General features: G+C 44.1%; 23 protein-coding genes and 2 pseudogenes. 7 read left to right on the top strand and 18 right to left on the bottom strand.

Features of this window, described 5'->3' with window-relative positions; all coding sequences use genetic code 11:
- Positions 1-248, top strand: a pseudogene (locus E5342_RS15950) (transposase); the annotation flags it as partial.
- Between the two features lie 440 nt (positions 249-688).
- Here E5342_RS15950 and E5342_RS15960 read toward each other — a convergent pair.
- Positions 689-1,603 carry a dihydroorotate dehydrogenase gene (locus E5342_RS15960; protein WP_135959765.1) on the bottom strand — a complete coding sequence of 305 codons (915 nt, stop codon included), beginning with the start codon at positions 1,601-1,603 and terminating at the stop codon, positions 689-691.
- A complete protein-coding gene (locus E5342_RS15965) occupies positions 1,603-2,502 on the bottom strand; it encodes a radical SAM protein (RefSeq protein WP_135959766.1) in 900 nt (299 codons plus the stop codon). Before E5342_RS15965 ends, E5342_RS15960 begins: the two co-directional genes overlap by 1 nt.
- 172 nt (positions 2,503-2,674) lie before the next feature.
- Between E5342_RS15965 and E5342_RS15970 the strand changes: the two genes are divergently transcribed.
- Positions 2,675-3,052, top strand: a complete 378-nt coding sequence (locus E5342_RS15970; protein ID WP_135959767.1) for a winged helix-turn-helix transcriptional regulator — start codon at positions 2,675-2,677, stop codon at positions 3,050-3,052.
- On the opposite strand, the gene E5342_RS15975 is transcribed toward E5342_RS15970, so the two are convergent.
- From E5342_RS15975 to E5342_RS16015, 10 genes are all read right to left on the bottom strand, one after another.
- Positions 3,049-3,570: a dihydrofolate reductase family protein gene (locus tag E5342_RS15975; RefSeq protein WP_032560974.1), complete on the bottom strand. Its 522-nt coding sequence runs from the start codon at positions 3,568-3,570 to the stop codon at positions 3,049-3,051. The two genes, E5342_RS15970 and E5342_RS15975, sit on opposite strands and share 4 nt — an antisense overlap.
- A gap of 82 nt (positions 3,571-3,652) precedes the next feature.
- Positions 3,653-3,814, bottom strand: a complete 162-nt coding sequence (locus E5342_RS19845) for a hypothetical protein (RefSeq protein WP_235303730.1) — start codon at positions 3,812-3,814, stop codon at positions 3,653-3,655.
- A 172-nt stretch (positions 3,815-3,986) separates the two neighbouring features.
- Positions 3,987-6,041, bottom strand: a complete 2,055-nt coding sequence (locus tag E5342_RS15980) for a bifunctional DNA primase/helicase (RefSeq protein ID WP_135959768.1) — start codon at positions 6,039-6,041, stop codon at positions 3,987-3,989.
- Positions 6,004-6,363 (bottom strand): helix-turn-helix domain-containing protein, encoded by a 360-nt coding sequence (locus E5342_RS15985; protein WP_135959769.1) that lies wholly within the window; start codon positions 6,361-6,363, stop codon positions 6,004-6,006. The genes E5342_RS15980 and E5342_RS15985 overlap by 38 nt, the downstream gene beginning before the upstream one ends.
- Before the next feature lie 219 nt (positions 6,364-6,582).
- Positions 6,583-7,428 carry an RteC domain-containing protein gene (locus E5342_RS15990; protein WP_059026299.1) on the bottom strand — a complete coding sequence of 282 codons (846 nt, stop codon included), beginning with the start codon at positions 7,426-7,428 and terminating at the stop codon, positions 6,583-6,585.
- Positions 7,429-7,446: 18 nt separating this feature from the next.
- Complete coding sequence (gene asnS, locus E5342_RS15995; RefSeq protein ID WP_135959770.1) at positions 7,447-8,790, bottom strand: asparagine--tRNA ligase; 1,344 nt, start codon at positions 8,788-8,790, stop codon at positions 7,447-7,449.
- Positions 8,791-8,809: 19 nt separating this feature from the next.
- A complete protein-coding gene (locus tag E5342_RS16000; RefSeq protein WP_135959771.1) occupies positions 8,810-9,232 on the bottom strand; it encodes a DUF1934 domain-containing protein in 423 nt (140 codons plus the stop codon).
- A 10-nt stretch (positions 9,233-9,242) separates the two neighbouring features.
- A complete protein-coding gene (locus E5342_RS16005; RefSeq protein WP_135959772.1) occupies positions 9,243-10,127 on the bottom strand; it encodes a radical SAM protein in 885 nt (294 codons plus the stop codon).
- 313 nt (positions 10,128-10,440) lie between these two features.
- Positions 10,441-11,118 carry a type 1 glutamine amidotransferase domain-containing protein gene (locus E5342_RS16010; protein WP_135959773.1) on the bottom strand — a complete coding sequence of 226 codons (678 nt, stop codon included), beginning with the start codon at positions 11,116-11,118 and terminating at the stop codon, positions 10,441-10,443.
- Between the two features lie 8 nt (positions 11,119-11,126).
- Complete coding sequence (locus tag E5342_RS16015; RefSeq protein ID WP_135959774.1) at positions 11,127-11,636, bottom strand: nitroreductase family protein; 510 nt, start codon at positions 11,634-11,636, stop codon at positions 11,127-11,129.
- A 97-nt stretch (positions 11,637-11,733) separates the two neighbouring features.
- Between E5342_RS16015 and E5342_RS16020 the strand changes: the two genes are divergently transcribed.
- A complete protein-coding gene (locus E5342_RS16020; protein WP_135959775.1) occupies positions 11,734-12,570 on the top strand; it encodes a helix-turn-helix transcriptional regulator in 837 nt (278 codons plus the stop codon).
- Positions 12,571-12,638: 68 nt separating this feature from the next.
- On the opposite strand, the gene E5342_RS16025 is transcribed toward E5342_RS16020, so the two are convergent.
- Together E5342_RS16025 and E5342_RS16030 are read right to left on the bottom strand one after the other, a co-directional pair.
- Positions 12,639-14,717: a type IA DNA topoisomerase gene (locus E5342_RS16025; protein ID WP_135959776.1), complete on the bottom strand. Its 2,079-nt coding sequence runs from the start codon at positions 14,715-14,717 to the stop codon at positions 12,639-12,641.
- Between the two features lie 26 nt (positions 14,718-14,743).
- Positions 14,744-16,028 (bottom strand): annotated as a pseudogene (locus tag E5342_RS16030) (DUF4099 domain-containing protein).
- Positions 16,029-16,275: 247 nt separating this feature from the next.
- Here E5342_RS16030 and E5342_RS16040 point away from each other — a divergent pair.
- Together E5342_RS16040 and E5342_RS16045 are read left to right on the top strand one after the other, a co-directional pair.
- Entirely contained in the window at positions 16,276-16,977 is a 702-nt protein-coding gene (locus E5342_RS16040) for a DUF6088 family protein (protein WP_135959778.1), read from the top strand.
- Between the two features lie 9 nt (positions 16,978-16,986).
- Positions 16,987-18,003, top strand: a complete 1,017-nt coding sequence (locus tag E5342_RS16045; protein WP_123400463.1) for a nucleotidyl transferase AbiEii/AbiGii toxin family protein — start codon at positions 16,987-16,989, stop codon at positions 18,001-18,003.
- Between the two features lie 43 nt (positions 18,004-18,046).
- Here E5342_RS16045 and mobC read toward each other — a convergent pair whose 3' ends face one another.
- Genes mobC through mobA form a run of 3 tightly spaced genes read right to left on the bottom strand, consistent with a single transcriptional unit; the run spans position 18,047 to position 21,754 of the window.
- Positions 18,047-20,056: a conjugal transfer protein MobC gene (gene mobC, locus E5342_RS16050; protein WP_135959779.1), complete on the bottom strand. Its 2,010-nt coding sequence runs from the start codon at positions 20,054-20,056 to the stop codon at positions 18,047-18,049.
- A gap of 19 nt (positions 20,057-20,075) precedes the next feature.
- Positions 20,076-21,347 carry a conjugal transfer protein MobB gene (mobB, locus tag E5342_RS16055; RefSeq protein WP_135959780.1) on the bottom strand — a complete coding sequence of 424 codons (1,272 nt, stop codon included), beginning with the start codon at positions 21,345-21,347 and terminating at the stop codon, positions 20,076-20,078.
- A complete protein-coding gene (gene mobA, locus E5342_RS16060) occupies positions 21,332-21,754 on the bottom strand; it encodes a conjugal transfer protein MobA (RefSeq protein WP_135959781.1) in 423 nt (140 codons plus the stop codon). The genes mobB and mobA overlap by 16 nt, the downstream gene beginning before the upstream one ends.
- A gap of 377 nt (positions 21,755-22,131) precedes the next feature.
- Between mobA and E5342_RS16065 the strand changes: the two genes are divergently transcribed.
- On the top strand, positions 22,132-23,361 hold the full coding sequence (locus E5342_RS16065; protein ID WP_135959782.1) for a site-specific integrase: 1,230 nt from the start codon (positions 22,132-22,134) through the stop codon (positions 23,359-23,361).
- Positions 23,358-24,254: a phage integrase SAM-like domain and Arm DNA-binding domain-containing protein gene (locus E5342_RS16070; protein WP_135959783.1), complete on the top strand. Its 897-nt coding sequence runs from the start codon at positions 23,358-23,360 to the stop codon at positions 24,252-24,254. The genes E5342_RS16065 and E5342_RS16070 overlap by 4 nt, the downstream gene beginning before the upstream one ends.
- A gap of 99 nt (positions 24,255-24,353) precedes the next feature.
- Here the strand turns inward: E5342_RS16070 and E5342_RS16075 are convergent.
- On the bottom strand, positions 24,354-25,204 hold an 851-nt coding region (locus tag E5342_RS16075; RefSeq protein WP_135959784.1), incomplete at its 5' end, for a sigma 54-interacting transcriptional regulator.

Consider the following 25,204-nt stretch of genomic DNA (forward strand, 5'->3'; position numbering starts at 1 on the left):
GGCCTGTGCCATTCCCTGCGTATGATATTCTCAAAAAATACCATCAAGAATGCTGTACGATTAGCCGTGGCACGCTGGTATAACAAGGAGGAGGAGGCAGGGCTGCATTCTTTTAACATTATGGCTGCCACATTCTATGAGCATTAATACTCAATTTCTATAACTATCGTTCTTCGAATGCAATGGCAGAATCTTTCAATGCTAACATCAAATTATTCAGAGCAAACCTAAGAGGTGTAGCAGACTAGGAGTTCTTCCTATTTAGAATAGCAAAATTATATGCGTATCCCCATTAAATTTCTGCTGAGCCCAATTCTTTTTTCTTCTATCTTTTTTAGATGAATTCAGTACTTGGATTTGAAGAGATAAAGAAGAGGGGGTGGAAACAAAGAAAGCAACTATTTCTAGTTGCTTTCTGCGGAAAGACAGGTTTTTGAACCCATAGCTCTAACCGCTTATATTTCAGCTACTTTGCTTTCAAAATTTCAAATAGGTAACGAAACAGTAACGATTTTCAACCGTTAAGCCTGTCCGACTTTGACCGCTGTTTGTCTGCCTAACTTTCGGGTTCAAAGATATGACTTTCTTTTGAAATATGCAAATCATTGAATATAAATATTCTGCGGTTAGTGCAAGGTGCAAGCTATATATATAAATATATACTTGCACCTTGCACTAAGATTTTGGCTTAAATCCTATCTAATGCACCTGTCAAATCCTGTATATCAGAAAAACCATTTTCGTCAAGATATGAATTGATGCCGTTTATTACTTTTAGGCTTATAGTCGGGTCTATAAAATTATATGTCCCTATTTGAATAGCGGTAGCACCAGCAAGGAAAAATTCTATAGCATCCTGCCATGATGATATTCCACCTAAACCTATAATCGGAACTTTAACAGCCTTATATGTTTGCCAAACCATTCGTAATGCAACAGGTTTGATGCAAGAGCCGGACAACCCACCAGTTACGGTAGATAAGATAGGTTTACGAGAATTTATGTCTATAGCCATCCCCATAATTGTATTTATCATAGAAATAGCGTCTGCCCCTGCATCTTCTACTGCTTTAGCAATATCTGCAATATTTGTTACATTTGGGGATAGCTTAACAATCAACGGCTTATTGTAAACCTGTCTGACTGCACCAACAACGGATGCTGCACCTTTAGTTGTTACTCCAAACTCCATACCTCCATGTTTTACATTCGGACAACTTATATTTAACTCTATTGCCGGAATTTTATCTAATGTGGCTACTGTTTCGGCACATTTTACATAAGATTCGATGGTCGTTCCTCCAACATTTACAATCATATTTGTATCTATGTCTTTTATTGTTGGATATATATTATTCACAAAATAATCTACACCTTTATTTTGAAGCCCAACAGCATTCAACATTCCTGATGGAGTTTCCGCCATTCGAGGGTACGGATTACCCTCTTGCGCATACAGTGTTGTTCCTTTTACAAATATTCCTCCTAATAAAGACACATCAAAGAAATCTGAAAACTCTGTTCCATATCCAAAAGTTCCCGATGCAGCTGTTACAGGATTTTTAAAATCAATACCACTTATTTTTGTTTCTAATTTTGCCATTATAACGATTTTATGCGTTTACGATAATCTCTTAAATCCTCTTCCCTAAAATTATTTTTAATGGACTGTATTTCTTTTAATATCCGTTCTCTTTCTTTGGGTAGAACTCCAATAAAAGGTATGGGATTAGATACAGTGTTTGCTAAAAGATGAACACAATTAGATGGTTGGAATCGTTTAATAAACATTTCCATTTCTTCTATCCGTTCATATTCCGATGCTTCAATAAATGTCCCCATTCCTATTTCTTCATAAAGAACTGTATCTGGAAATACGGTTAAAGAAAGTACATTGATAATATACGGATGCAACAAACTAAAGGTATCAGCCGTATTAATAGCATTGCGTTCCCCTTGCCCCTTTCCTGCAAGCCCAATCAAATACGTGAAATTATATTCAATGCCAGCATTCTCTAATTTTCGACATTGTTCAACAATATCCATAACAGAATACCCTTTATTCATTTGCGACAGCGTAATATCATCTCCACTTTCTGTCCCGATAGAAATCCGGTCATATCCTAATTGACGTAATTCCATCAATTGCTCTATTGTCTTTTGTTTTATATCGCTAATTCGAGCGAAACAGCCGATATTTTGCACTTCCGGAAGATATATCTTTATTAAAGTGGCAAGTATTTTCAGTTTTTCAAAGCTAAATACAAACGGATTTGCACCAGTTAAAAATACTCTTCGTGCTTTTGGTTGATATAGCTGGGCTATTTCTAAATTCCTTTCAACTTCCTCACGGGAAGCAACTCTAAACTGCGTGTCTTTATACAAACTACAGAATTTACACCTATGATGTGAACATCCTATAGTGGCTTGAAGCAATAGTGAATTTGCTTCGTAAGGCGGTCTCCAAACAGAACCAGTAAATTGCATTCTTTTTAATTCCATTGATTTATCCATTTTATAATCACACCAAATTTTGTATTTCCAATATATTTAGTTACTTTTGCGCAAACAAAGATATAAAGCTACTTAGTATAAAAAAAGAACTTACATAAAGGTAAGATGCTTACCACAAGGTAACTCTTGTTGATTGACAATTATTTAAAGATAAAAAAATATGGAAGAAAATCATTATAGAGAAGCGGTATGTCCAGCGTGTGGCATTATAGACCGTTTTGGTGATAAATGGTCTTTAAGAATACTGGTCTTATTGCAAAAAAATGGGACAATGCGTTTTAATGAATTAATGCGCAATGTTCCTAACATATCTCAAAAGATGCTGACTACAGCATTGAAAAAATTAGAAGCGGATATGTTGGTAAATCGTAAATTATACCCCGAAATACCTCCTAAAGTAGAGTATAGCCTTACACCACTTGGTGAAAGTCTTATGCTGCCTTTAGATGGAATTATTCAATGGGCATTGGAACATTCCGATGAAATCTTGAAACATCGTAATAAACTGGAATCAATAAAGAAAAAGCAGGATAGTTAATCATCCTGCTTTTTCTTATAGTTGTAGGTCGCAAATATTGCGCCCTTATTTGATTGACATTTTACTAACTGCCAATAAGAACCAAATGTTTCTCCGATAAAGCCTATTCCTTTTCCTACAAAAACCGGAATATGGCAAATAGTTATTTCATCCAATAATTCTAATTGAATTAATTCCGTTAATAATTTAGCACTTCCTATGACTAATATTTCATGGTGCTGCTTCAATCTTCTTATTGCATCCAATGGCTTTTCAGTAAGAAATGAAATATTGCTATTGGGGAGTATATTATAATCGGAATGTGAAACGACATAAATAGGCTTTGTTTTATAAACCTGCCCATCTAAATGCTCAAAAAGATAATTGTATGTATTAGCACCGAGTAATAAGCAAGAAGCATTTTCGAATAAACTTTTAGGTATCGCCCTTACGCTTTGTGGAATCCAATCCAATTCTCCATCGACAGACGCAATAAAACCGTCAAGAGATAGTGCTATAAATGATTTTATCTGCCCCATAAATATTGGTTTTAACAGTTAATAATCTTTGATAACTGCGCCCGCCAATACCCCCAAAAAGAAGCGTGGCTCTTACACTGCTTCAATGCGAGGTACTGGCAATACCCAAACGAGGAACAGGCAAGACCACGCTATGATAAAACATAGCATATCCTGCGCTGAATATCCCCTCGTTTTGAAAAGTGCCAGTTTTCGCATTGGGACGTTCGGCGAACGTATATGTTATATATAAAGACGAAATCACAGCCGAAGCTGTTCAATCGCCGTTATTTTCTTATGTTACTTTTGCAAAAGTAGTAAAAATCACTGGAATAACCTTGCAAATAATAGAAATCCTGCCGTGTTATCACAACATGGCAGGACACAAGCACATGAACCACACAAGTTTCGTCCATACGTTTATGGTTTGTTATGTTCTATTGAAGATTATATGAACCTATAACAAAGAAACTTTGGTTTGCCGTGTCTTTGGTGATGATGTCCCTTTCCCGCATGAATCGAATATAACTCTTTGCAGTACGTTCCTTGATGTCCAAGACCTGCTGCAACTGCTCGCAAAGGTCTATATAGGTGATGCGTGTCTGCCGACCGAAGATGTCACGTGCGACATTCACCAGTTCCCTTTCCTTACGCTTCTCCTTTTCCTCACGGGTTTTCTCCCCTTTGTACACGTGCATCCCCGCTTCCTTGTCCCATGCAAAGAGCATCAAAGGAACGTCCAACGGGCTACCGTCCCTTACTTTCAAAGCTTTTACCACCGACTGGGCGGGTTCTTCGTCTTTCTCTATCGAAAGGATTGTAGCCGCCTTACGCTGCAACTCACTACCCAAATGTCCCCGTAACTTCAAGCCGTTCGGAACGAAGTGCAGCACACAAAGAATACAGGTGTTATAGATACCCGCCAGCCGATAAAGTTCATCTATCACCGCCACGCTTTCCGCTTCATCGTTGGCACTCTTTACAAGGTCTGCGATGCCGTCGATGACGACCAACTGGATGCCGCCGTACTGGTAGTAGAATTTATCCATGCTTTGTACTATGGCGTGTAAACGTTCCTTACGTGACATACCCGTCAGACAGAATGCTTTCAGCTCATCGGGTTCATCCGGCTGTTTGGCGCGTATCAGCAGGTTGCTTACATTCTTGAACAGTTGTACTTCCGACTGTTCGGTATCATAGAGCAAAACCGCCTTGTGCCTGCCGTTGGCGGTTATCTGTACGCCCAGCGTATCTACTTCCGCACCAGCCGGACAGATGCAGCCCGCTACAATTGCGGCTACATAATTGCTCTTGCCCGTTCCCTCGCCTCCGGTGATACCGAACAGGTTGCCTTGTGTCCCCAGCGGAACGTCACCCGCCGAAATAATCTCTTGCGCTTTGGCGGGCGGGTTGTTGAAATCTATCTCGCATGATTTTAGCATAATCAATGTGTCGCTATACAGGTTGTCTAAAAATTCGATAAACAGTTTCAGGAAATCTTCACGGGTGTTCCCGGCTTTGAAGTAGTCGGATATGTCCTTTTCCTCTTTCGTTCCCGGAAGCGGCAGCAGCAGGCGTTTCACTCCAAATTCTTCCAATAGTTTTTCCTGCTTGCGTGAGCTTTCCTTGCCCGTTTTATCCATATCGAAAAGCAGGATGATGTGTTTGAAACGGAATGTTAGCCGATAAACCAGCGTAGGCGGGATAGTCACCGTTTCGCTGTTGAAGCAGATAGCATGAAAACCGTGCGCCGCCAGTGAAAGCACGTCTTTCTCGCCGCCCGTGATGAATAGCGTGTCACCTTTGGCTGGCAGTTGCTCCAGTCCGAAACAGTAGTTTTCGCCGAAGCTGCCGCCATAGAGGAAACGGGGCGTGGAGAACGGGCGGTACAGCTTGATGTGCTGTTTGCCCTTGTAGCCGTACATGGGTTCTGCCACCGATGAAGTGTAGGTGTACGGCTTGCCCTCTGCCGTTTCGCTGCTGTATTCCCGGAGCGAACAGACCTTGTAATGTTCCAACAGTTCGGGCGTGATGCCATACTGTTGCCAGTACACTAATTCGGCAAGCGGGAACTTTTGTTCCCGGAACTGGTAGGGCTTGACTGGCTTTTCGGGCATTTCTTCGGGTTTGTCCGGCACTGCCCGGCGGACGGTTGCCGGGGGAATGGAAACCGGAGTGCCGGAAGCCAGCCCCAAGTCCAAATCCCGGTCGATGATTTCCAGTATCTCCACGAAGTCAGCCGCTCGGTTACAGTCCAACCCCTTTAACTGCCCCACGAGGAAGAAACAGTCGCCGCTGTAACTGTCGTTGCCGAAGTCTTTCATCTTGTAGATACCGCCCCGGCGGTCGAAATAGATGTTGCAGGAAGCCTTGCTGTCCTCGTACAGCGGGTTAAGGAAGTTGCGACCTATGCGCCAGTTGCCGGGCAGGTAGTGTTTGAACACCGCCAGCCCGTTACTTGTTCTTTCTAAGATTTCCTCTTTCCTTAGCATACAACTGGTGGTTGGTTATCAGGTTGTCGATGTTCTCCTTGTTGCTCCTTATCAGGCGTTCTTCCAGCATCCGGCGTATCTCGCTGACCTTGTAGAAGTAGCGTCCCCTGATGTTGGAATAGGCGATAGTCCCCGACACCCGCAGGCGTTGCAGGGTCTTTTCGCTTATTTTCAGGAACGTGCAGACCTCGTAGCTGTCCACCCACATGTCTTCCTCGCTTTGCCTTGCCGTTTCCGCATGGTTGAAGATGTAATCGGCAATAGCGGTAATCTTATTGTCCAGTTCTTTATAGGCTTTGGACTCGAATGTTATTATTTCCATAAATGATAACTAATTGATTTGCCGCAAAATTGCATCTTTCTTTAAGATAAAAAATACAAGATTATATCAACTTGGTTGAAATTTTTTCAATGCCTTTTGGAGTGAATTTTAGAAGGAAATTACATATTTTAGTCCTATTCATATTGCCAGTCTGTATAAAAAGGAAAACTACCAAGTTGGTAATAACATGGTAGTTTTCTAATTAGCTAAATATCTTATCTACAGATTATCATCATCCATACGCTTTTGCAGTTGCTCTACTATGAATGTGAAAAAAGCAGTTCTATCTTTCTTTCGATTTTTAAGGCTTAAATAGGTTCGGTAGTAATCTCCCAGTTCAATGCCAAATGCTGCTTCGATAAACGCCATAATTTCTTTTATCGTAGCATTTCCATAATTCAAGGATTTTGCAGCAAACAATCCATATCCCCATTCTATTGCTTCAGATTTCGAGCCAGTCCATTTTAAACTAAAATCTGAAAGCGAAGTTCGTATTTCCGCAATCTGCGTTTTTCTATCTAATAACTGTAACTGGCGATTTAAATATATGCGCAACATTTCATTAGATAATATTTTTGCCACTTTATAGTCAAACCCGGTTGAAAAAGCAGGGTCTTTATCCAAAAAATTGCAATCTAAACATAACCGAAAGTTACTTTTATATCGAACAAAGTAATAAGTATCTAAATGCGTTGCTCTTGAACGGTAATACTGGTAAAAATCAAGATTTTGGTCAAAAAAATATTTCAGACTATTTAATTGACTATGAAGATATTCTCTCTGTACATCATCACTGCCAATAGGACGTTTCATTTCAATTCTAACAACTTTATGAAAGAATATGTACCTACCAAGAATATCTGGCTTTATTTCTTTGAAAAAGTGAATTTCTTCTTGTTCACTCTGAAATTCGTATGCGATAGTCATTTCTCGCAATTTTTCAAACAATGGACGTATAACGTCTATCATATATAATGCATCTTCTGTATTGACATTCTCATCAATACCACGCAATTCCATTTCTTCATTAATGCGAAGTAATATTTCATTAATGTATTTTTGCACCGTTCAAACTTAAAAGATTTAAAAATTGGCATTTTTCGGTGTACGTGGAAATGGTATCACATCACGAATATTTGACATTCCTGTAACAAATAACACTAATCTTTCAAATCCTAACCCAAATCCTGCATGAGGAACAGTTCCGAACTTTCGTGTTTCAAGATACCACCATAATTGTTTCATATTCATACCCAATTCTTCCATTCGCTGGCGTAATTTCAGGTAATCTGATTCACGCTCGGAACCTCCTATTATCTCTCCTATCTGTGGAAATAAAATATCCATTGCTCGTACAGTTTTACCGTCTTCATTCAACTTCATATAAAAAGCTTTTATTTCTTTAGGATAGTTCGTAACAATGATAGGGCAACAAAAATATTCTTCAACTAAAAAACGTTCATGTTCAGAGTTTAAATCCATGCCTTGCACTATTGGAATTTCAAATTCTCTGTTTGATTGTTTCAATATTTCTATTGCTTGTGAATATGGCAATCGAACAAATTTGTTATTTACTACTGAATGTAACCTTTCGATTAAACCACTATTTACTGTATTATTCAAAAAAATCAAATCACTTTCACACGTTTCAATAGCATAGCGAATTACATATTTCAAGAAGTCCTCCGCTAAATCCATGTTATCGTTGATGTCAATAAACGCCATTTCGGGTTCCACCATCCAAAATTCAGCTAAATGTCGATAAGTATTCGAGTTTTCAGCCCTAAAAGTTGGTCCGAATGTGTAAATAGCCCCTAATCCCAAAGCCCCCAGTTCACCCTCCAATTGCCCTGATACAGTTAGATTCGCCGGGACACCAAAAAAATCTTGATTATCACCCGTTGTTACTTCAAATAATTTTCCTGCTCCTTCTGCATCAGATGTAGTTATTATGGGAGTATTAAAATAGAAAAAACCTTTTTCATGAAAGTATTTATGTATAGCAAAAGCTAAATTATGACGAACTCTAAATATCGCTCCAAAAATATTTGTTCGCATCCGCAAATGAGCAATATTCCGCAAAAAATCTAACGAGTGTTCTTTCTTTTGTAAAGGATATTCCTGTGGGTCGGCAGTGCCATATAAAACTATATTTTGGGCTATTATTTCTCCATGCTGCTGATTTCCAGTAGATAGTACAAACATACCATCTACCCGAATGGCACTTCCGGTAGTTACCAATTTAAGAAAATCTTTTTTTATCTTTTCATGTTCAGCCACAATTTGCAGATTATGAACAGTTGAACCATCATTTATTGCAATGAAACTAATGTTTTTACTTTGTCTATGCGTTCGTACCCAGCCGTTTACGCTTACATTAATATTATAGGTAGTTGTTTTCAACAAATCAATTATTCTTATTTTCATAAAGTCATAATATTATAGTTTACAATGCCATTTCATTAATAAATATGGTAAGGGAGTTATTCGAGAGGAACTGGTTATTTATGAATAAGTCATAATTCAATTCAATATGAATACTGTTATCACCAATTGTAGGATGGTAAGACAATGTTTTGATTTTTACATTGAGTTCTCCATCTGTATTAATATAATCAGATTCCGTACATTCTCCCTCTATGAAAGACATTTCAGAGAACAAACTCCCACTTCGGTATAAACAAACAGATTTATTACTGATTACCAATTTGTTTTCAATGATATGTCCACCTTTACATAGTTCTCGATATTCAACAATATGCAGACCATTAACAATAGAATATTTTCCAATAGCATTAGTCACTATCTCGTCAATATAATCAGCATATTGCTGAACACCTTTTACTATAACTCTAATATCCGCTTTCATTAGATAGATTTTATAAATGTGGCAGATTTTCACGATAGCTTCTCAAATAAGCTTCGTCTTGCTCTGCTATTTGTTGTTTTAGAAAAGCAATCATTTTTTGTTTATCTGTTTTCAAATTGCCTCTAACCTGAATTAAGTTGGACGCCCCATCCGTTACAAATCGAGCATCAATTTTAAGATTTTCAATCAAAGTCTTCATTTCCTCCAACTTCTCAATTTCAGTTTCTTCTTTCCAGTTACCAGCCTGTATTTCCTTATACAGTTCCGAAGTCGGATAAATTGTAAGCATTGAAGATTCAATTATTTGCGGATGAAGTTGATTGAAAATTTCGGCTGTTACCTTTGCACCCATCTTGCCTTTTCCACTACCATAAATTCCTGTCAAATAAAAGAAGTTATAGGTAATATTTGCTTCTTCTAACTTCTTACATTGCTCAATGATGTCCTTTGACAGAAATCCCTTTCTCATGAAAATCAAAGATTCATCATATCCGGTTTCAACTCCAATTGTAATTCCATCATATCCGAGTTTTCGCAATTCTTTTAATTCTGTAACAGATTTAGGGGTAATGTCCGTAATTCGTGCAAAACACCCTATACTCTGACAAGCAGGGAAGTATTGATGTACCATTTTCGCAAGTGTTTTAAGCTTATTCACACTAAGCACAAATGGATTTGCACCTGTAAAAAATACTCTTCGTGCATGTCTATAATAATAACTTGCTTCCTTTAAATCCGATTTTACCTCTTCAATTGGTGATAACCTAAATTTGAAAGGCAAATCTTCGTATAAAGTACAAAATTTACAGGAATGGTGAGTACATCCAGCTGTTACTTGAATGAGCATTGAGTATGCTTCGTAAGGCGGTCGCCAAATAGTTCCAGTGTAGTGCATAATTCTTTTTTATTAGTTAATAATGTATTGTTAAGACACCAAACAAATATACCAATGCGGTAAACATGATATATTAAGTATCTTTTTCGGTTGCAAAGATATAAATATACTTAGTATAAAAAAAGAAGTTACAAGACAGTAAGATGGTTACAAAAAGGTAACTCTTTTTGTATATTAGGAAGTTATAACAGAAAAAAAACGAAAAGTTTTTTGAAAATGCGCCCGGCGGAATACCGGGCGCAACTACTCATCGCTTAATTATTATATGTTGCAAACATCAATTATTTTGATGACAAGCAAACTTTTAATATAATCATGATTTGGTCAATTCTTGCAAAATTGCTTTTCCTACTCCCAAAGCAGATTGAGGATTTTGTCCTGTTATAATACGATGGTCTATTGTGATATGTGACTCCCACAATCCCGATTTCTCAAAAAGGCATCCACGTTTCTTCAATTCTGTTTCAAGCATAAATGGTACTATTGAATCTGTATTAAGGAATTTTTCTTCTTCATTCGTGAAACTATTTATTTTTCTACCCTTGATTAATAGTTCTCCATTTGATAATTTTACATTCAATAAAGCTGCTGGCGCATGACAGACAGCACTTACAACACCCCCATTTTCATAAATTGTTTGAGCTATTCTTCCTAAATCTTGATTATTAGGATAATCCCACATAACTCCGTGTCCCCCAGCATAAAAAACTGCAATGTATTCTACAGGATTGACTTCTTTGGGATTTAATGTATGCTCTATTTTAAATCGATAAACCGAGTTTTCCCAAAACGCTTTATTTATTTCATCTGTCAAATCGACTGCTTCTGCTGGAGCTTTACCACCTTTGGGACTTACAAAATCTATCTCATACCCAGCACTTATCAAAACAGACCAAGGGTGGCTTACTTCTGATAAATAATAACCTGTTGGATTATTGGTATTTCCTAATCTATCATGACTGGTAACAACAAATAATATCTTCTTTTTCATTTCCTAATTTATATATATGAAACAATTTCATTAATTTCTTTTCTCGTAGATAGTTGATGTTCTTTGCTAATTGGATAGCCAATGGGAATTATTGCTATAGGTTGAATATATGCTTCTAAATCAAGATTTTCCTTACACATCGCAACATCAAAATTGCATACCCAACAAGTTCCTAACCCTTGTTCTGCTGCTGCTAAACAAATATGCTCAGTAGTTATAGCCCCGTCAATATCAGCATGGTTTTTATTATCAAACTGTCGTTTCCATGCAATATCAGTATTTACGCAGACAACAATATATACAGGAGCTTCCGTAAACCATTTTGCCGGATAGCACTTAGCTAATTTCTGTTTTTGGGAATCGCTCTGTACTACAATAAATGTCCACGGTTGTTTATTGACTGCCGAAGGTGCCAAACGAGCACAATCCAAAATGTAGTCCAGTTTTTCTTTTTCTACCACTTGCTGTGCATAATGCCTAACAGAATGGCGTTTTTTTACTAATTCTAAGAAATTCATAACTTATATAAATTAAATAATTATTTCGGAGCAAAATTATACCATATTCCTCACCTACTTTTAGTATATATTTTCCTAAATACAGTATATTTGCAACATGAAAAAAGAAAATCTACATCAGCCGTTTGAAATCAGCGTAAAAGAGCTCGAAGAATCTCCTCTTAAAGAGCATGAACATACATTTTTTGAATTTGTTTACATTCTTTCAGGAGTAGGTTTACAATGTATCAATAACAGTAAATTTAATTATCATGAAGGACATATGTTTCTAATAACCCCTCAAGATTGCCATTCTTTTGATATTCATACCACTACAAAATTCCTTTTCATCCGTTTCAATGACATATATATTCATTCTGACTTCTTTGGAGCTACAAACATCAAGAATTTAGAATTTATTCTTCAACACGCCAATCATCAACCAGGCTGTATTTTAAAAAATATTGCAGACAAATCCCTTGTAAAAGCTATAATAGAAGCTCTTATAAGAGAACATGTAAACCGGGATTTGTACAATAAAGAACTTATACACCAATTAATCAATACATTAATTGTTATCGTTACCCGTAATATAGCCAAATATCTACCTGAAAAAATAGATGAACGTTCAGAAGAAAAGACATTGGATATATTACAATATATCCAAAACAATATATATAATCCTAATATGATAAAAGCTGATGTCATTAGTCAGCATTTCGGTATCTCGCAAAATTATTTAGGACGCTATTTCAAAAAACATACCAATGAAACTATGCAGCAATACATAATCAATTATAAATTAAAACTAATAGAAAACAGATTGCTGCATAGCGAAATGAGAATTAATGAGATTGCTACAGAATTGGGCTTTACAGATGAAAGCCACTTGAACAAGTTATTTAAAAAATATAAAGGTATTATCCCCTCTGAATTTAGGAAAATGAATTTATAATAGCTCTTTTATTTTCACATAAATACTTGTTATTTTGCATTATAAGATAGTATTTCATGCCAATTATTTTATTTCCATTTCTTTTCGGGGAATGAAAAACCGACATTGAACTGTTCGTCCAGCACCAGCGAAGCATCGAAAGCCTTGCCGTTCTTGCCCTTGAAGCCCTTGATTAGCCCAGTCTTGCGTTTCGTCACCAGCTCGATAATCTGCTTGTCGGAAAGCTGCTTGTCGCACTTGTTGCGGAATATGGTAAGCGTGCAGTCCACGTTGGAACACTTCGCCACTTTCGGGTAGAACAGGATGCGCCCGTTATTGCATTTGGGACAGGAACAAGTTTCGCCATTGGCGACAGACAACTGCACCGATAGCAGTTCCGCCGTGATTTGCGTTGCGTACACCTCGATACCCTTTCGGAACGTGTCAGCATCCATACTGCCCGCTTCTATCTTGGCAAGGGCGGTTTCCCACATACCCGTCATTTCGACATCGGCAATCTTCTTGTCCTTGATAATCCCATAAACGGCAAGCCCCTTGTCGGTAGGCACAAGGTTCTTCTTCTCACGCACGATGTACTGGCGGGTGAACAGCGTTTCGATAATCGCCGCACGGGTGGCGGGCGTGCCTATCCCGGCATCTTTCAGACTGGCTTTCAGTTCGGCATCTTCCAGTTCCTTTCCGGCGTTCTCCATTGCGGCAAGCAGGCTGCTTTCCGTGTGCAGCGGTTTCGGCTTGGTCTGCTTCTCCAACAGTTCCACGTTGGAAATCGGCAGGCTTTCGCCCTCTTGGAGCGGCGGCAGACTGGCGTCTTCTTCATCCCCGCCCGTTTCCTGCTCGCCGAACACGGTACGCCAGCCTGCTACTTTCATCACAGACCCTTTTACCGTGAAGTCAGTATCTCCAGCTGACAATATGGCGATGGTAACGTCTTTCACGCACTTGCCCGAAAAGGCTTCCAGCATACGCCCGGCTACCAGCTCGTAAACCGCCCGCTCGTCTTTGGAAAGTTCGCCGGGCAGGTTCTCGGTAATGATTAAGGCGTGGTGGTCGGTCACTTTGCTATCGTTTACGCTGCGGCGGTTCAGTGCTGCACCGTCCAGCCCGGCGGCATACCCGGCAAAGCGGGGGTATTGCCCTAACAGGGCGACACGCTCCGGCATTTCATCGAAAACGTCTTCCGGAATATAGCGGCTGCCGGTTCTCGGGTAGGACATCACTTTCTTTTCATACAGGCTTTGCGCTATGGAGAGCGTCTTGTCAGCCGAGAAGTTCAGCTTCGTGTTCGCTTCCTTTTGCAGCGTGGTAAGGTCGTACAAAAGGGGCGGTTCTTGGCTGGCTTCTTTCCTCTCTACGGATTTCACGGCAAGCTGCCCGGCATCCTTTACCCGTTGCAGGACGGCTATGGCTTCGGGCTGTTGCTCCCACTTGGCGGTCGATTGGGCGGTGAAAACTATCCCCCCGCTGGCGGTATGGGCTTTGAGTTGCCAAAACTTGGCGGGTACGAAATTCTTGTTCTCCAAATAGCGGCTGCATATCATCATTAAGGTGGGTGTCTGCACCCTGCCCAGCGAGAACACCCCCTGCCCGGCGGCTACGCTCAACGCTTGGGTGGCGTTTATCCCTATCAGCCAGTCCGCTTCGCTGCGGGACTTGGCGGAAAGATAGAGATTATCGTAACATTCTCCCGGCTGCAAGTTATCCAGCCCCTCCCGGATTGCTTTGTCGGTAAGGCTGCTTATCCACAGGCGCACAAATGGTTTCCAGCAGTTCAGGTAATGGAAGATATAGCGGAAGATTAACTCACCCTCACGCCCGGCATCGGTAGCGACAATAATCCGGTCGCACTTATCGAACACTTCCTTTATCACTTTCAACTGTTTCAGAACGCCGGGGTCTGACTTGTAGCCTTTCTCCGCTTTCACCTGACGGGGGATTAATTGGAAATCGGGCGGCAGTATGGGCAGGCTCTCCCTGCGGAAGTTCGCCACGCCATAGGCTTCCGGCATGGCAAGCTGGATTAAGTGGCCGAACGCCCATGTCACCATATACCCGTTGCCGGAAAGATAACCGTCATTACGCTGGGTCGCACCGATGATGCGTGCGATGTCTTTTGCCACGCTGGGCTTCTCTGCTATCAATGCAATCATAATTCTTTACTTTTTAATGGTGGATATTACATTTTCATTCCTCTGGACTTCTTGGGCTTGTCCGCTTTCAGGCTCTTGTCCTGCGCTTTCTCCTGCTTCTCTTTCTGCTTGGCGGCGGGCTTGTCCTGACCCTGTTTCAACGGTTCTTTGCCCTGTTTGGTGGCTTCATTGGTTTTGCCCTCGGAATTGACTGCTACCTGCGTCCGGCTCTCGGCGGCGGGGGTAACGTCTTTCGGCTGTACCTTGTCGGGGGATTTGCCCAGTGCGCCGGGCTGCACATGACCGTTGAACTCAATGCCCTTGCCGTCCTTTAACCCGGCTACTTGCTGCTCTGCGGGCTGTTGTCCCTGCTGCAAGAACTGGACGGCAGACCTCGGCAGGAACTCCAAGCCACGCTCCACTGCGCTGACCTGCAAATAGGCACTGCGCCGTGTGCCGTCCCTGAATTGCAGGTTTTCCATTTTCACCGCTTGCCCGGCTTCAAAGGCGGCTTTCTGCTCCGGGCTGACTTTCACGCCGCAAATGGTGTCGGGGCATTTCCACTTGTCAGCCCGCATATACTCCAGTTCGTGCGTGTACCTGTCCCGGCTGACGAACACGGGGATTTGCTCGCCGCTTTTCGGGTCTTTGATTTCAGCGATGCCGCCCAAGTTGCCAGTGCCTTTGTTCATGGAACGGGCGTTGCAACAGTTTTTCGTCCTGCTGCACGCCGTGCAGCTTGGGTACTACCGTGCCGTCCTTAGCCTGATAGAAAGACAGCTTGACATCGGTAGGTTTGAGGTAGAAGCCGCCCACCGTTCCCGAAACGGTGTAGGTATTGCGGGACTTGTAGCCACGCATCACCCGGTCGAAGTCCCTCGTGTTTTTCAGGGTGTCGGCGGTGATGCCGACTTTTTTCAGGTTCTCCCAGTCGATTTTTGACGGGTCGAAGCGGTAGCCCTGCTTGAACTCGTGGAAGTCGGGCTTCGGAACTCGAAGCATTTCAGCCCGCTTGCCGCCCTCCGGTGTCGGGTTGCGGTGGTTGTCCTCGATTGCCTTTGCGTCCTGCTCCGCATGGGAAGCCTTGACGCTGAACAGTTCCAGCCCGGAAGTGTCCTGGAACTTGCGGAAGAAATTGGAAATGAAGTTGCTGAACACATCGCTGTTCTTGTCTACCTGCATGAACTCGCCGCCGTGTGTCGGCGGCACGGTCTGCAAATTGCCCTCCTTGTCGATACCCTTAACGGCACTCACCTTGCCCTGCTGTCTATCCAAGACCAGCAGCACGTCTTTTTCCTGCCCCTCTGCGGGCGGGGTCATTCTGTTTGCCATAAATCATTGAAATTTTAGCGGTTACGGGAATAGTCCCGCCCAAAGGTAGCGACTAAATATGCTATATTTGGACGGGCGGCAAGGGCTGTCCGAATTTGTCCTGCGCTGTCCCGATTTGTCCGTGGCAGATGAAAATATCCAACCAACAGTTGGAGAAATAAAAACATCTTCGGCAAAATATTTGTTATGTTTTTGTATGTAATTACATAATATACTATCTTTGCAGATAGAAACAAAGTACATAAATATGGCTTCATTCAGGAAAGAGATACTTGGGCAGATTGAACGGATAGATACCGGGCGTATATTCACGTTCCGGGATTTGTCGTTTGAAATGGAAAAGACCGCCAATGTTGCGGTGCTGCTCTCCGAACAGAGCCGCAAAGGGGTACTGGTACGGGTTGAAAAAGGGGCGTACTACCGCCCCAAGAAATCGGTCTTAGGATTGGGGAAGCTGCCCGTCTATCAGGATGAACAGTTTCGTTATCTTACCGAAAAACTGAACGGCTATATCACGGGGGCTTACGTTTATAATAAAATGGGGCTGACCGAACAGGTCGCCACAACCATAACGATAGCCACTCCAAACCCGGTTCGCCGTTTCCGTTTCAAGAACTTGAATATAGAGTGCGTGAAAGCCTACTGCATGGACTATCCGGATGAAAGCCTTGTCCCGTACTTGCGGCTGCTCGATGCGATAAAGGACATGAAGCGCATACCCGGAACAACCGGACAGGACATCTACAACCGGATCAAAAGCCAATATTTCAACGGGTACAGCCTGCCGGAACTGGAAAAAATCGTATCTTTGGCGAAAAGTTACCCGCCACGTGTCAGAAAGGTGGTGGCGGACATCCTGGGCGACATCAGACAAACCGTGTTGCAAACGGAAATGGCAAAGACACTTCTTCCCACGACACGGTTCAACTTGGATTATAAAACAGCATAGGACAGAAATATGAATTTACATTCGGACAAGGAAGCGTTCAAGGAAATCATCGCACTGGCGGCTGAACATTTCAACTACGAGCAGTCGCACGTGGAAAAGGATTACTGGGTATCGAAGATACTGCGGGATATTTCCATGTCCGAATATGCGGATAAGACCTACTTCAAAGGCGGAACTTCACTTTCCAAAGCCTACGGGCTGATAGAACGTTTCTCGGAAGATTTGGACTTGTTCGTGTTCACGGGTGATAAAGGTGCGTCCAAGCAGGCGGAAAAGACATTGAACAAGAAACTTTCCAAATACATAGCCGAACTCAATAGTGACATATACAAGGAAGATTTGTCGGAAACGGGCGGTAATTACCGTAAACTGTATTTCTCGTATGACAATGTATTTCAAGGCGTGGGACTGAAAGAACATTTGGAAGTAGAGATAAAATCCTGTGACCTGCCGGACAAAAAACTGATGTTCTACCCGGCGGACAAGCGGGTTATCAAACCGATTGTGACCGCCTTTCTTGAAAGCATCGGGCAAGAGGAACTGATAAGCACCTACGGGCTGGGAAGTTTTGAAACGCAATGTATCAACCCCCGAAAGACTATCTGCGACAAGGTTTCAAGGCTGGTAAAGCTGTCTTACAATGAGGATGCAGCCGCACTGTTGGCAAAGCATATCCGTGACGTTTACGACTTGTCGGCACTCTACCACAATCAGGAATATAACGATTACCTACATTCGGAAGATTTCTTGGATGCCATGTACCGGGTGACGATAGAGGACGGACTAAATAAAAACTCCCGTTCGCACTTGTCGCTGGCTGATGCACCGATATTCAAGGATGCCGAAGCGGTCATGGCGTTGCCCGAAGTGGCTACGGCGTACACTACCGATTTGAAGAAACTGACTTTCGACAAAAGCAAGATGCCGCCGATAGGCAAGGCTGTGGAAGCATTGAAGAACCTGCACGAAATATTAGTGCGTTTTGAAGCCTACCGCACCAAAAAGCAGAATGAAGAACAACCGTAAAGCTACATCGGCTGTTCTTCACTCCATACATTATTATATACAGCTATTCTTCCTCCTTAATCAAGTGGCATAGCTCCGGGTCGTTCTTAATCCGGGTTATTTCGTCCTCGACAATCTGCCGGACTTCCTGACGGATGCGGTCATAGTTGGCTTGTATCTCCTCCTGCATCCGGTCGTTGCCGTCCTTGTCTGTGAAGTCGATTATCTGCGGCAACTTCACGTAACGGGCGGTTTCCCGTTTCACCTTTTCATTGTCCACCACGATTTCACAGTGGAAAATCTTCTGCTCTATCCGTTCATCGAAGTTGTCTGCTACCGCCCCCACGAACATACCTTGCGTGAGGTTGGATATTTTGCTGGCGGGTATCAGGCTGTCCATTTGGGTGCTTATCGAGGTGGACTTCTCCCGCTGGTTGATTGTCATGCTCTGCCGTTTCTGCAACACCTTACCGAAACGTTCCGATAGAATTTTTGCCGTTTCACCGACCACCTGACCGCTGAACACGTTACCCACGGTATTTTGTATCACACGGCTTTCTTTGTCCCCGTAATCACGGGTAAGCTGGCTGTAATCCTGAAAACCTAACAGAACCGCTACCTTGTTGCTTCGGGCAGTGGCAATCAAATTGTCAAGCCCCCGAAAATAAATCGTTGGCAGCTCGTCTATTATCACCGAACTTTTAAGCTGACCTTTCTTGTTTATCAGCTTCACGATACGGGAATTATATAATCCCAGTGCCGCCGAATAGATGTTTTGGCGGTCGGGATTGTTACCGACAACCAAGATTTTAGGCTCTTTCGGATTGTTGATGTCCAGCGAAAAATCATCGCCTGTCATTACCCAATAAAGAGCGGGTGAAATCATCCTTGAAAGCGGGATTTTCGCACTGGCAATCTGCCCTTGTAACTGTTCAACTGCCGAACTTTCCCATGCATCCACGAATGGAGAAAGATAGTTTTCCAGTTCGGGATAACTGCGCAAAATGGTGAACACATCGGCGTATTTCTTGTTCAACAGTTCAATGGCATGGGGGAACGTGCAATACTTACCGCCTTGATAGATACGGAGATACCAAATTATAGCTGCCAAAAGAATAATCGGGCTTTCCACGAAGAAGTCGCCCTGCTTGCTTATCCAGCTTCGATTGAGGTTAAGCATTATCGTGTAGCTCGCTTCATAGGCATCCGCAATGTCCGACATGAAGCTGGCGTTTATCGGGTTGCATCGGTGGCTCTTGCGTGGGTCGTCAAAATTGATAACGTAAAACTTAGGCTTTACCTTGTAACCGTCCAAGTGGTTAAGCAGATGATTGTAAGCGATTTCCGAAAGGTCGGGAAACTTATAATCATAGCAGTAAAGCGCAAAACCTTTCTCGATTTGCTGTTTGATGTAACTGTTTACCACCGCATACGACTTCCCGCTACCCGGTGTTCCCAGTACAAGGCTGGCACGGAACGGGTTCACGACATTTATCCAGCCATTATTCCATTTCTTCTTATAGTAGAACCGGGTAGGCAGATTTACAGAATACTCGTTCTCGATAAGCCTTGTTTCCTGCTGGAAACTTTCGTTTTCCGTATTAAAGACATCATCCATGAGGTTGTTTTTCAACAACCGGGACATCCATGTACCCGCCATGAGCATACAGATATAGCCCACCGACAACGTGGCGATATAAAACACGGCATCCGCCGTATGTGGCAGCGGAAGTTCAAGCAGCCACCAGTTCAGGAAAAACAACACGACACCCGCCACAAGGCTGCAATGTATCTTCGTCCACGTTATCTTTTCCTCTTTCACGCCCTTAGTGCCGATGCACGACAGGGCGAGGAACACCACCGCAAAAAGTTTTGTCCATAAGATAGACGAGAACAGCCCGGTGGTGCGCTGGAAGTTCCACAGTATCTTGTCTATCACCTCAAACGTCACTCCCCATTCTTTCAGGGTGGAGTAACAGAACCAGTACACGTTTATTCCCACGAATAGAATACTGACAGCCCGCATAAAGTCCATGACCCGTGCAAGCCCTCTCAAATCATCTTCCTGTTGCATGATTGTAATGTTTTTTAAGTTAGTCGATGCGCCTTGTGCGCTTCTTTTTCTTCTTCTTTCTCTTTTGGCGGGCGGTGTCTTGCGGCTCGTCACCGCCTGATGCACCGCCGCCCAGCAATCCACCGAAAGCAACCAGCACGGAAGCCACGCCCGAAACGATGTCGGATTTCGGCGTGAACTCCGGCTGTTCCTGATGCGTGGATTGGTCTTGCTGCGGTGCTGACACTTCGGGCTGGTGCATCTTTCCGGTTTCGCCCGAAAAGCGTTCGTTGAACACGTTCGCCGAATACTCCTTGCCCAAGCGTGAACCGTTCAGCACCACCCGGCTGTCGTGGTCGATGAACGTAACGCCATAGATGCGCCCGCTGTCGTTCTGACGGAATACCACGTCAATGCCCTGCTTCTTTAGCTGTTGTTCCAGTTCCTTGCGGCTGCGGGCGGTCTGCATGGCAGTGGCGACAATCTTCCGGGTGCGTTCTTTCAGCTTGCCGTCCTTGATTGCTTCGCCCGATTTCTCCATTCTGCGCTGCACCGCTTCATAACCCACCGACTTGCCGATGCGGGAAGCCTTTACCGGGTTACCCGCCTTTTCGCCCTTGTCGTTCATGGCGGAATAGACAATGCCCTGACAGAGCTTGCCGTTTATCTCGCCCTTGACTTCCTCGGCGCACACGTTGTAAGCGGCAAGCAAAGCCTTGTACTCCCCGAACGACTGGAAGCGGTAGCCGTGGCAAGCCGCTTTCACGGTATTGCCGATTTGGTGCTTCACGTCCCCGGCGGCATAGTCCACCTTTTTAAGTTCCGGGCGTTCGGCACGCTCCTTTCGCTCTGCCGGGTGCAGGTTGTATTTCTTTTCCAGTTCACGGGTGATTTGCTTGCTGCGCCGATGCTCGAACCTGTCATTCAGCGGCTTGCCGTTTTCGTCCACACGCAACCCCACGATATGGATATGGTGGCGGTCGATGTCGGTATGCTTGTACACCAAATAAGGCTGGTCGCCATAGCCCAACTTCCGCATATACTCTTTGGCAATGTCGGAAAGCTGCTGGTCGGTCAGCACGTCTTCCGGGTGCGGGTTTATGGAAATATGAAGTATCGGCTTCTTGGTGGATAGCTGGACAGGCATCTGCATTTCAAAGCTGCGCATACACCCGCCGATAGAGAAATTCCCGTCCTCGCTTAACAGCATCCGGTTGGAAAAAAGCACCTTTGCGTCTTCGCTGTCCACCTTGTTTTGGTTGTAAGCCAGTGCGCCGAACATATTGCCGCCCGTGCTTATTTTGGCAACCATAGTTCCTTGCACTCGTTTGTCAGGTCGATAACCTGACGGTTCAACAGAGATAATTCAGTGGTCGCTTTCTCCAGTTTATAGAGAAAAGCCAGTGCCTTTTTCTCGGAAAAGTTGCTGTGCAACGCCTTAACAACTTGGTTGTAATTGACCGCCACGGCTCTGAATTGTGCATAAAATTCGGTCAGCCGGGCGCAATACTCGACCGCCGACTTGTCCACTTTCACCACCCGGAACGGCTCGCCGAACAGTCGGGCGGCGATGAAACGGGACTTGCTCGTGACGCCCGACTGCTCCCAGTGCGAGAGAAAGCGGGCGTTCTCCCGGTCATTCAGGTAAAGGACATGGCGATGCTTCGCCGGGTCTGCGAGGGCGGGGCGACCGCCCTTGTTGGTTCTTCTTGTTTCCATACTTCTTTGGATTAAAAAATTACGACTTCGGAGTGATTTTTACCCCCGCAAGGGGCAAGGCGTTTTCAGGCACGGAAAACGGTTTTGTATGCTACAAAAAACAAGACAACAAAACAGAAGAAGAAAGCATAACGGTGTAACTGATTCATTTACAGAAACGAAAGTCCTTTGTAGCCCTTTCCTGTCCTATACTGGATTGGCAGAATAAAGCGGATAAAGGCAAACGTTCCGTTTCTTATCCGTTACCCGTTTTAGGGAGCGAAAAGCGGTGCAGAACGTTGTCCGAAAATGACCGGGAAAGTCCTTATTTGTCTGTGTTTCATATTGTTCTAAAACTCACGAAAGCAGTAATTTTACAAACTTAAAAATGAGTGATTATGAACAACGAACTGAAAGTGTCCTTTTACATCAAAAGGGAAAAGAGCGCAACCAACGCCTGCGGCATTTATCCGGTGATTGGCAAAATCATTGTCGGCAGTACGTTAGCCCAGTTCAGCAGCAAGCTGAAAGTCGATGAACGCCTGTGGGATGTCAAGTCAGGACGTGCGACCGGAAAGAGCAGGCAAGCCGTTGAGCTGAACCGGGCGATAAACAGGATAAACCTTGCCATTCATGCCAGCTACAAGGACATCTTGAAGCGGACGGGCAAAGTCACAGCCGTGGAGGTAAAGAACGCCTTTCAGGGTGTCGCAACCGCACAGACGACTGTCATTGCCCTGTTTGAGGAAATGATGCGGGATTTCAAGGCGAGGACGGGCATAGACCGGGCGGAATCAACTTACAAGCAGTACGAGGTACTGCACGACCAACTGAAAGACTTCCTGAAAATACAGTACCACGCAAGCGACATACCGTTTACAGAACTGGACTTGCCTTTCATCGAATCTTTGGACTTCTATTTCAGGGTAAGGCGCAAAATGAAAGCAAGAACCGTCAAATCAAGGCTCGTGCTGTTTAACAAAGTCGTCCTGCTGGCATTGCACCGCAACATCATCAGCCGACACCCGTTTGCAGGCTTTGAGACGGAGAAGATAACGGCACAAGACAAGTCGCTGACCCCCGAAGAACTGGAAAGGCTGCTTTCCACTCCCCTAAAATCGGCTACCCAGCGTTTCATCCGGGACATGTTCGTGTTCTCCGTTTTCACCGGAATATCCTACGCAGACCTTAAAAAACTGGCATGGAAAGACATTATCCGGGAGAATGACGGCAGCCTGTGGATTTCGGCAGACCGCCAAAAGACGAAAACCGCTTTCAACGTCAAGCTGCTGGATATTCCGGTTCAGATAATGGATTACTACGAGGGGCTGGCGGAGGGTGACAGCGTGTTCCCTGCAATGAGTTTGGGACAGGTAAACGTAGGGTTGAAGCGTATCGCCCGGCATTGCAAAATCAACCGGGCACTGACCTACCACATGGGACGTTATACCTTTGCGTCCCAAATCTGCCTGTCGCAAGGCGTACCGATAGAGAGCGTGAGCCGGATGCTTGGGCATACCAACATCCAAACCACCCAGCGTTACGCACGCCTGAACAACGGGAAGATAATAAGCGACATGAAAATGTTTGCCGAAAGAGTAGCCAACGAATTTAACTTTATCCCATGAAAAAAGAAAAGAGCATACAGAACAGCCGGAGCACCTTTGCAGTGCTGTTCTACCTAAATACCAGTAAAGTGAAGAAATCGGGCAAGTGTCCGGTAATGGGACGCATCACGGTGGACGGCAAGAGCACGGCTTTCAGTACCGGGCTGGAACTCCGCCCGGAAGAATGGAACGCCAAAGAGGGTGCAGCCACGGGAAACATGGCGGAAGCCAAAGAGGTGAACAGGCGTATAGCCCGATACCGCAGCGACCTGATGAAGCATTATGACATGCTGCTTGAAAACAAAAGTTACGTCACGGCTGAAACCCTGAAAAACGCCCTGCAAGGCTTCACGCTCAAACAAAACACGCTGATGCAGGAAATGGCGGCACTCGTGGAGGAAAAACGCCTGTCGCTGGGCATTGCCATTACCGCATCCACTTACCGGAAATACATAACGATACACAAGCACCTGAAAGGTTTCCTGTATCATAAATACGAAGTATCGGACATCCTTTTCGGTCAGGTGGATTTCGCTTTCCTCGAAGCGTTCAACTATTACCTGAAAGTATGCTTGCAGTTGTCAGCCTGCACGGTGAACAACTACATGAAAATATTCCACAGCCTGATAATGCGAGCCATGAACAAGGGGCTTGTCTTTCAAGACCCGTTTTTCGAGTATGAATACGAGCAGGTGACGGTACGCCGCAAATGGCTGTCTGTGGACGAGATAAAGGCACTGATGAAAGCGGAGTTGAAGCACCCGACCGAGATATTCGTCCGGGACATGTTCATTTTCTCAACTTTCACATTTGTTGCACTAACTAATGTATGCTTGATTATCAATAAATTGCAAACTAATAATAGAGGTATAGGTAATGGGTTAGAAACCACCTGCCTTCATCATTTTGCATGATTCCCAATCATTTCAAATAGCTCAATGCGAAGATAATATTATTTTGAGAATTAACCAAATTCTGATAATCAAAATCATACAAATTCAGCGAATTACCGGCTATGGTTGCTGAAATTTATACTTCAATCCATATTCTTCCAGTTTGTTGTACAGTGTCGTACGTCCTATTCCGAGCAGTTCGGCGGCAACCTTGCGGTTCCCGTTCGCCTGCTTCAACGCGCGTAAGACACGCTCCTTGTCTTCCGCATCGCTGCGCAGGGCGAAGCTGACGGGTGAGGTCGCCCTCGTCACGGCAAGTTCCAGATGCTCTTTCGTGACAAGACCCGTCTGTGCCTGCAACACCGCGCCCATGATTTTCTGACGAAGCTCGCGGACATTGCCCGGCCACGCATGGGTCAGCAATGTCTTGCGGGCTTCCCCGTCAAAGCCGATGACATCGCATTCCAGTTCCCGGTTCGCAATTTCACGGAAGAACTCAGCCAGCGGCATGACGTCCTCCTGACAATCGCGCAACGGCGGGACGGTTATCTCGAAGTCATGCAGACGGTACAACAAGTCCTGCCGGAAACGCTTTTCATGGACCGCCTTCTCCAGATCCTCGTTGGTGGCGGCGATGATGCGGACATTGAAACTCCGGTCAGACTTGTCGCCAACGGGACGGAACCGCCGTTCCTGTATGGCTCGCAGAAGCATCTGCTGGGTTTCCGGTGCGAGGTTGCCCACCTCGTCTAAGAACAGCGTACCGCCTTCCGCCTCGTGGAAATAACCTTTCTTGGTGCTGTCCGCACCCGTGAACGCCCCTCTGACGTGTCCGAAGAAAGCCGACGGCGCAAGTTCTTTGGTAAGCGAACCGCAGTCCACAGCCACAAACGGCTTTCCTGCCCGCTTGCCCTTATCGTGCAGCAGGTGGGCGATATGCTCCTTGCCCGTGCCGTTCTCCCCGAATATCA

The organism is Parabacteroides distasonis (genome assembly GCF_004793765.1).
GTDB lineage: Bacteria > Bacteroidota > Bacteroidia > Bacteroidales > Tannerellaceae > Parabacteroides > Parabacteroides distasonis_A.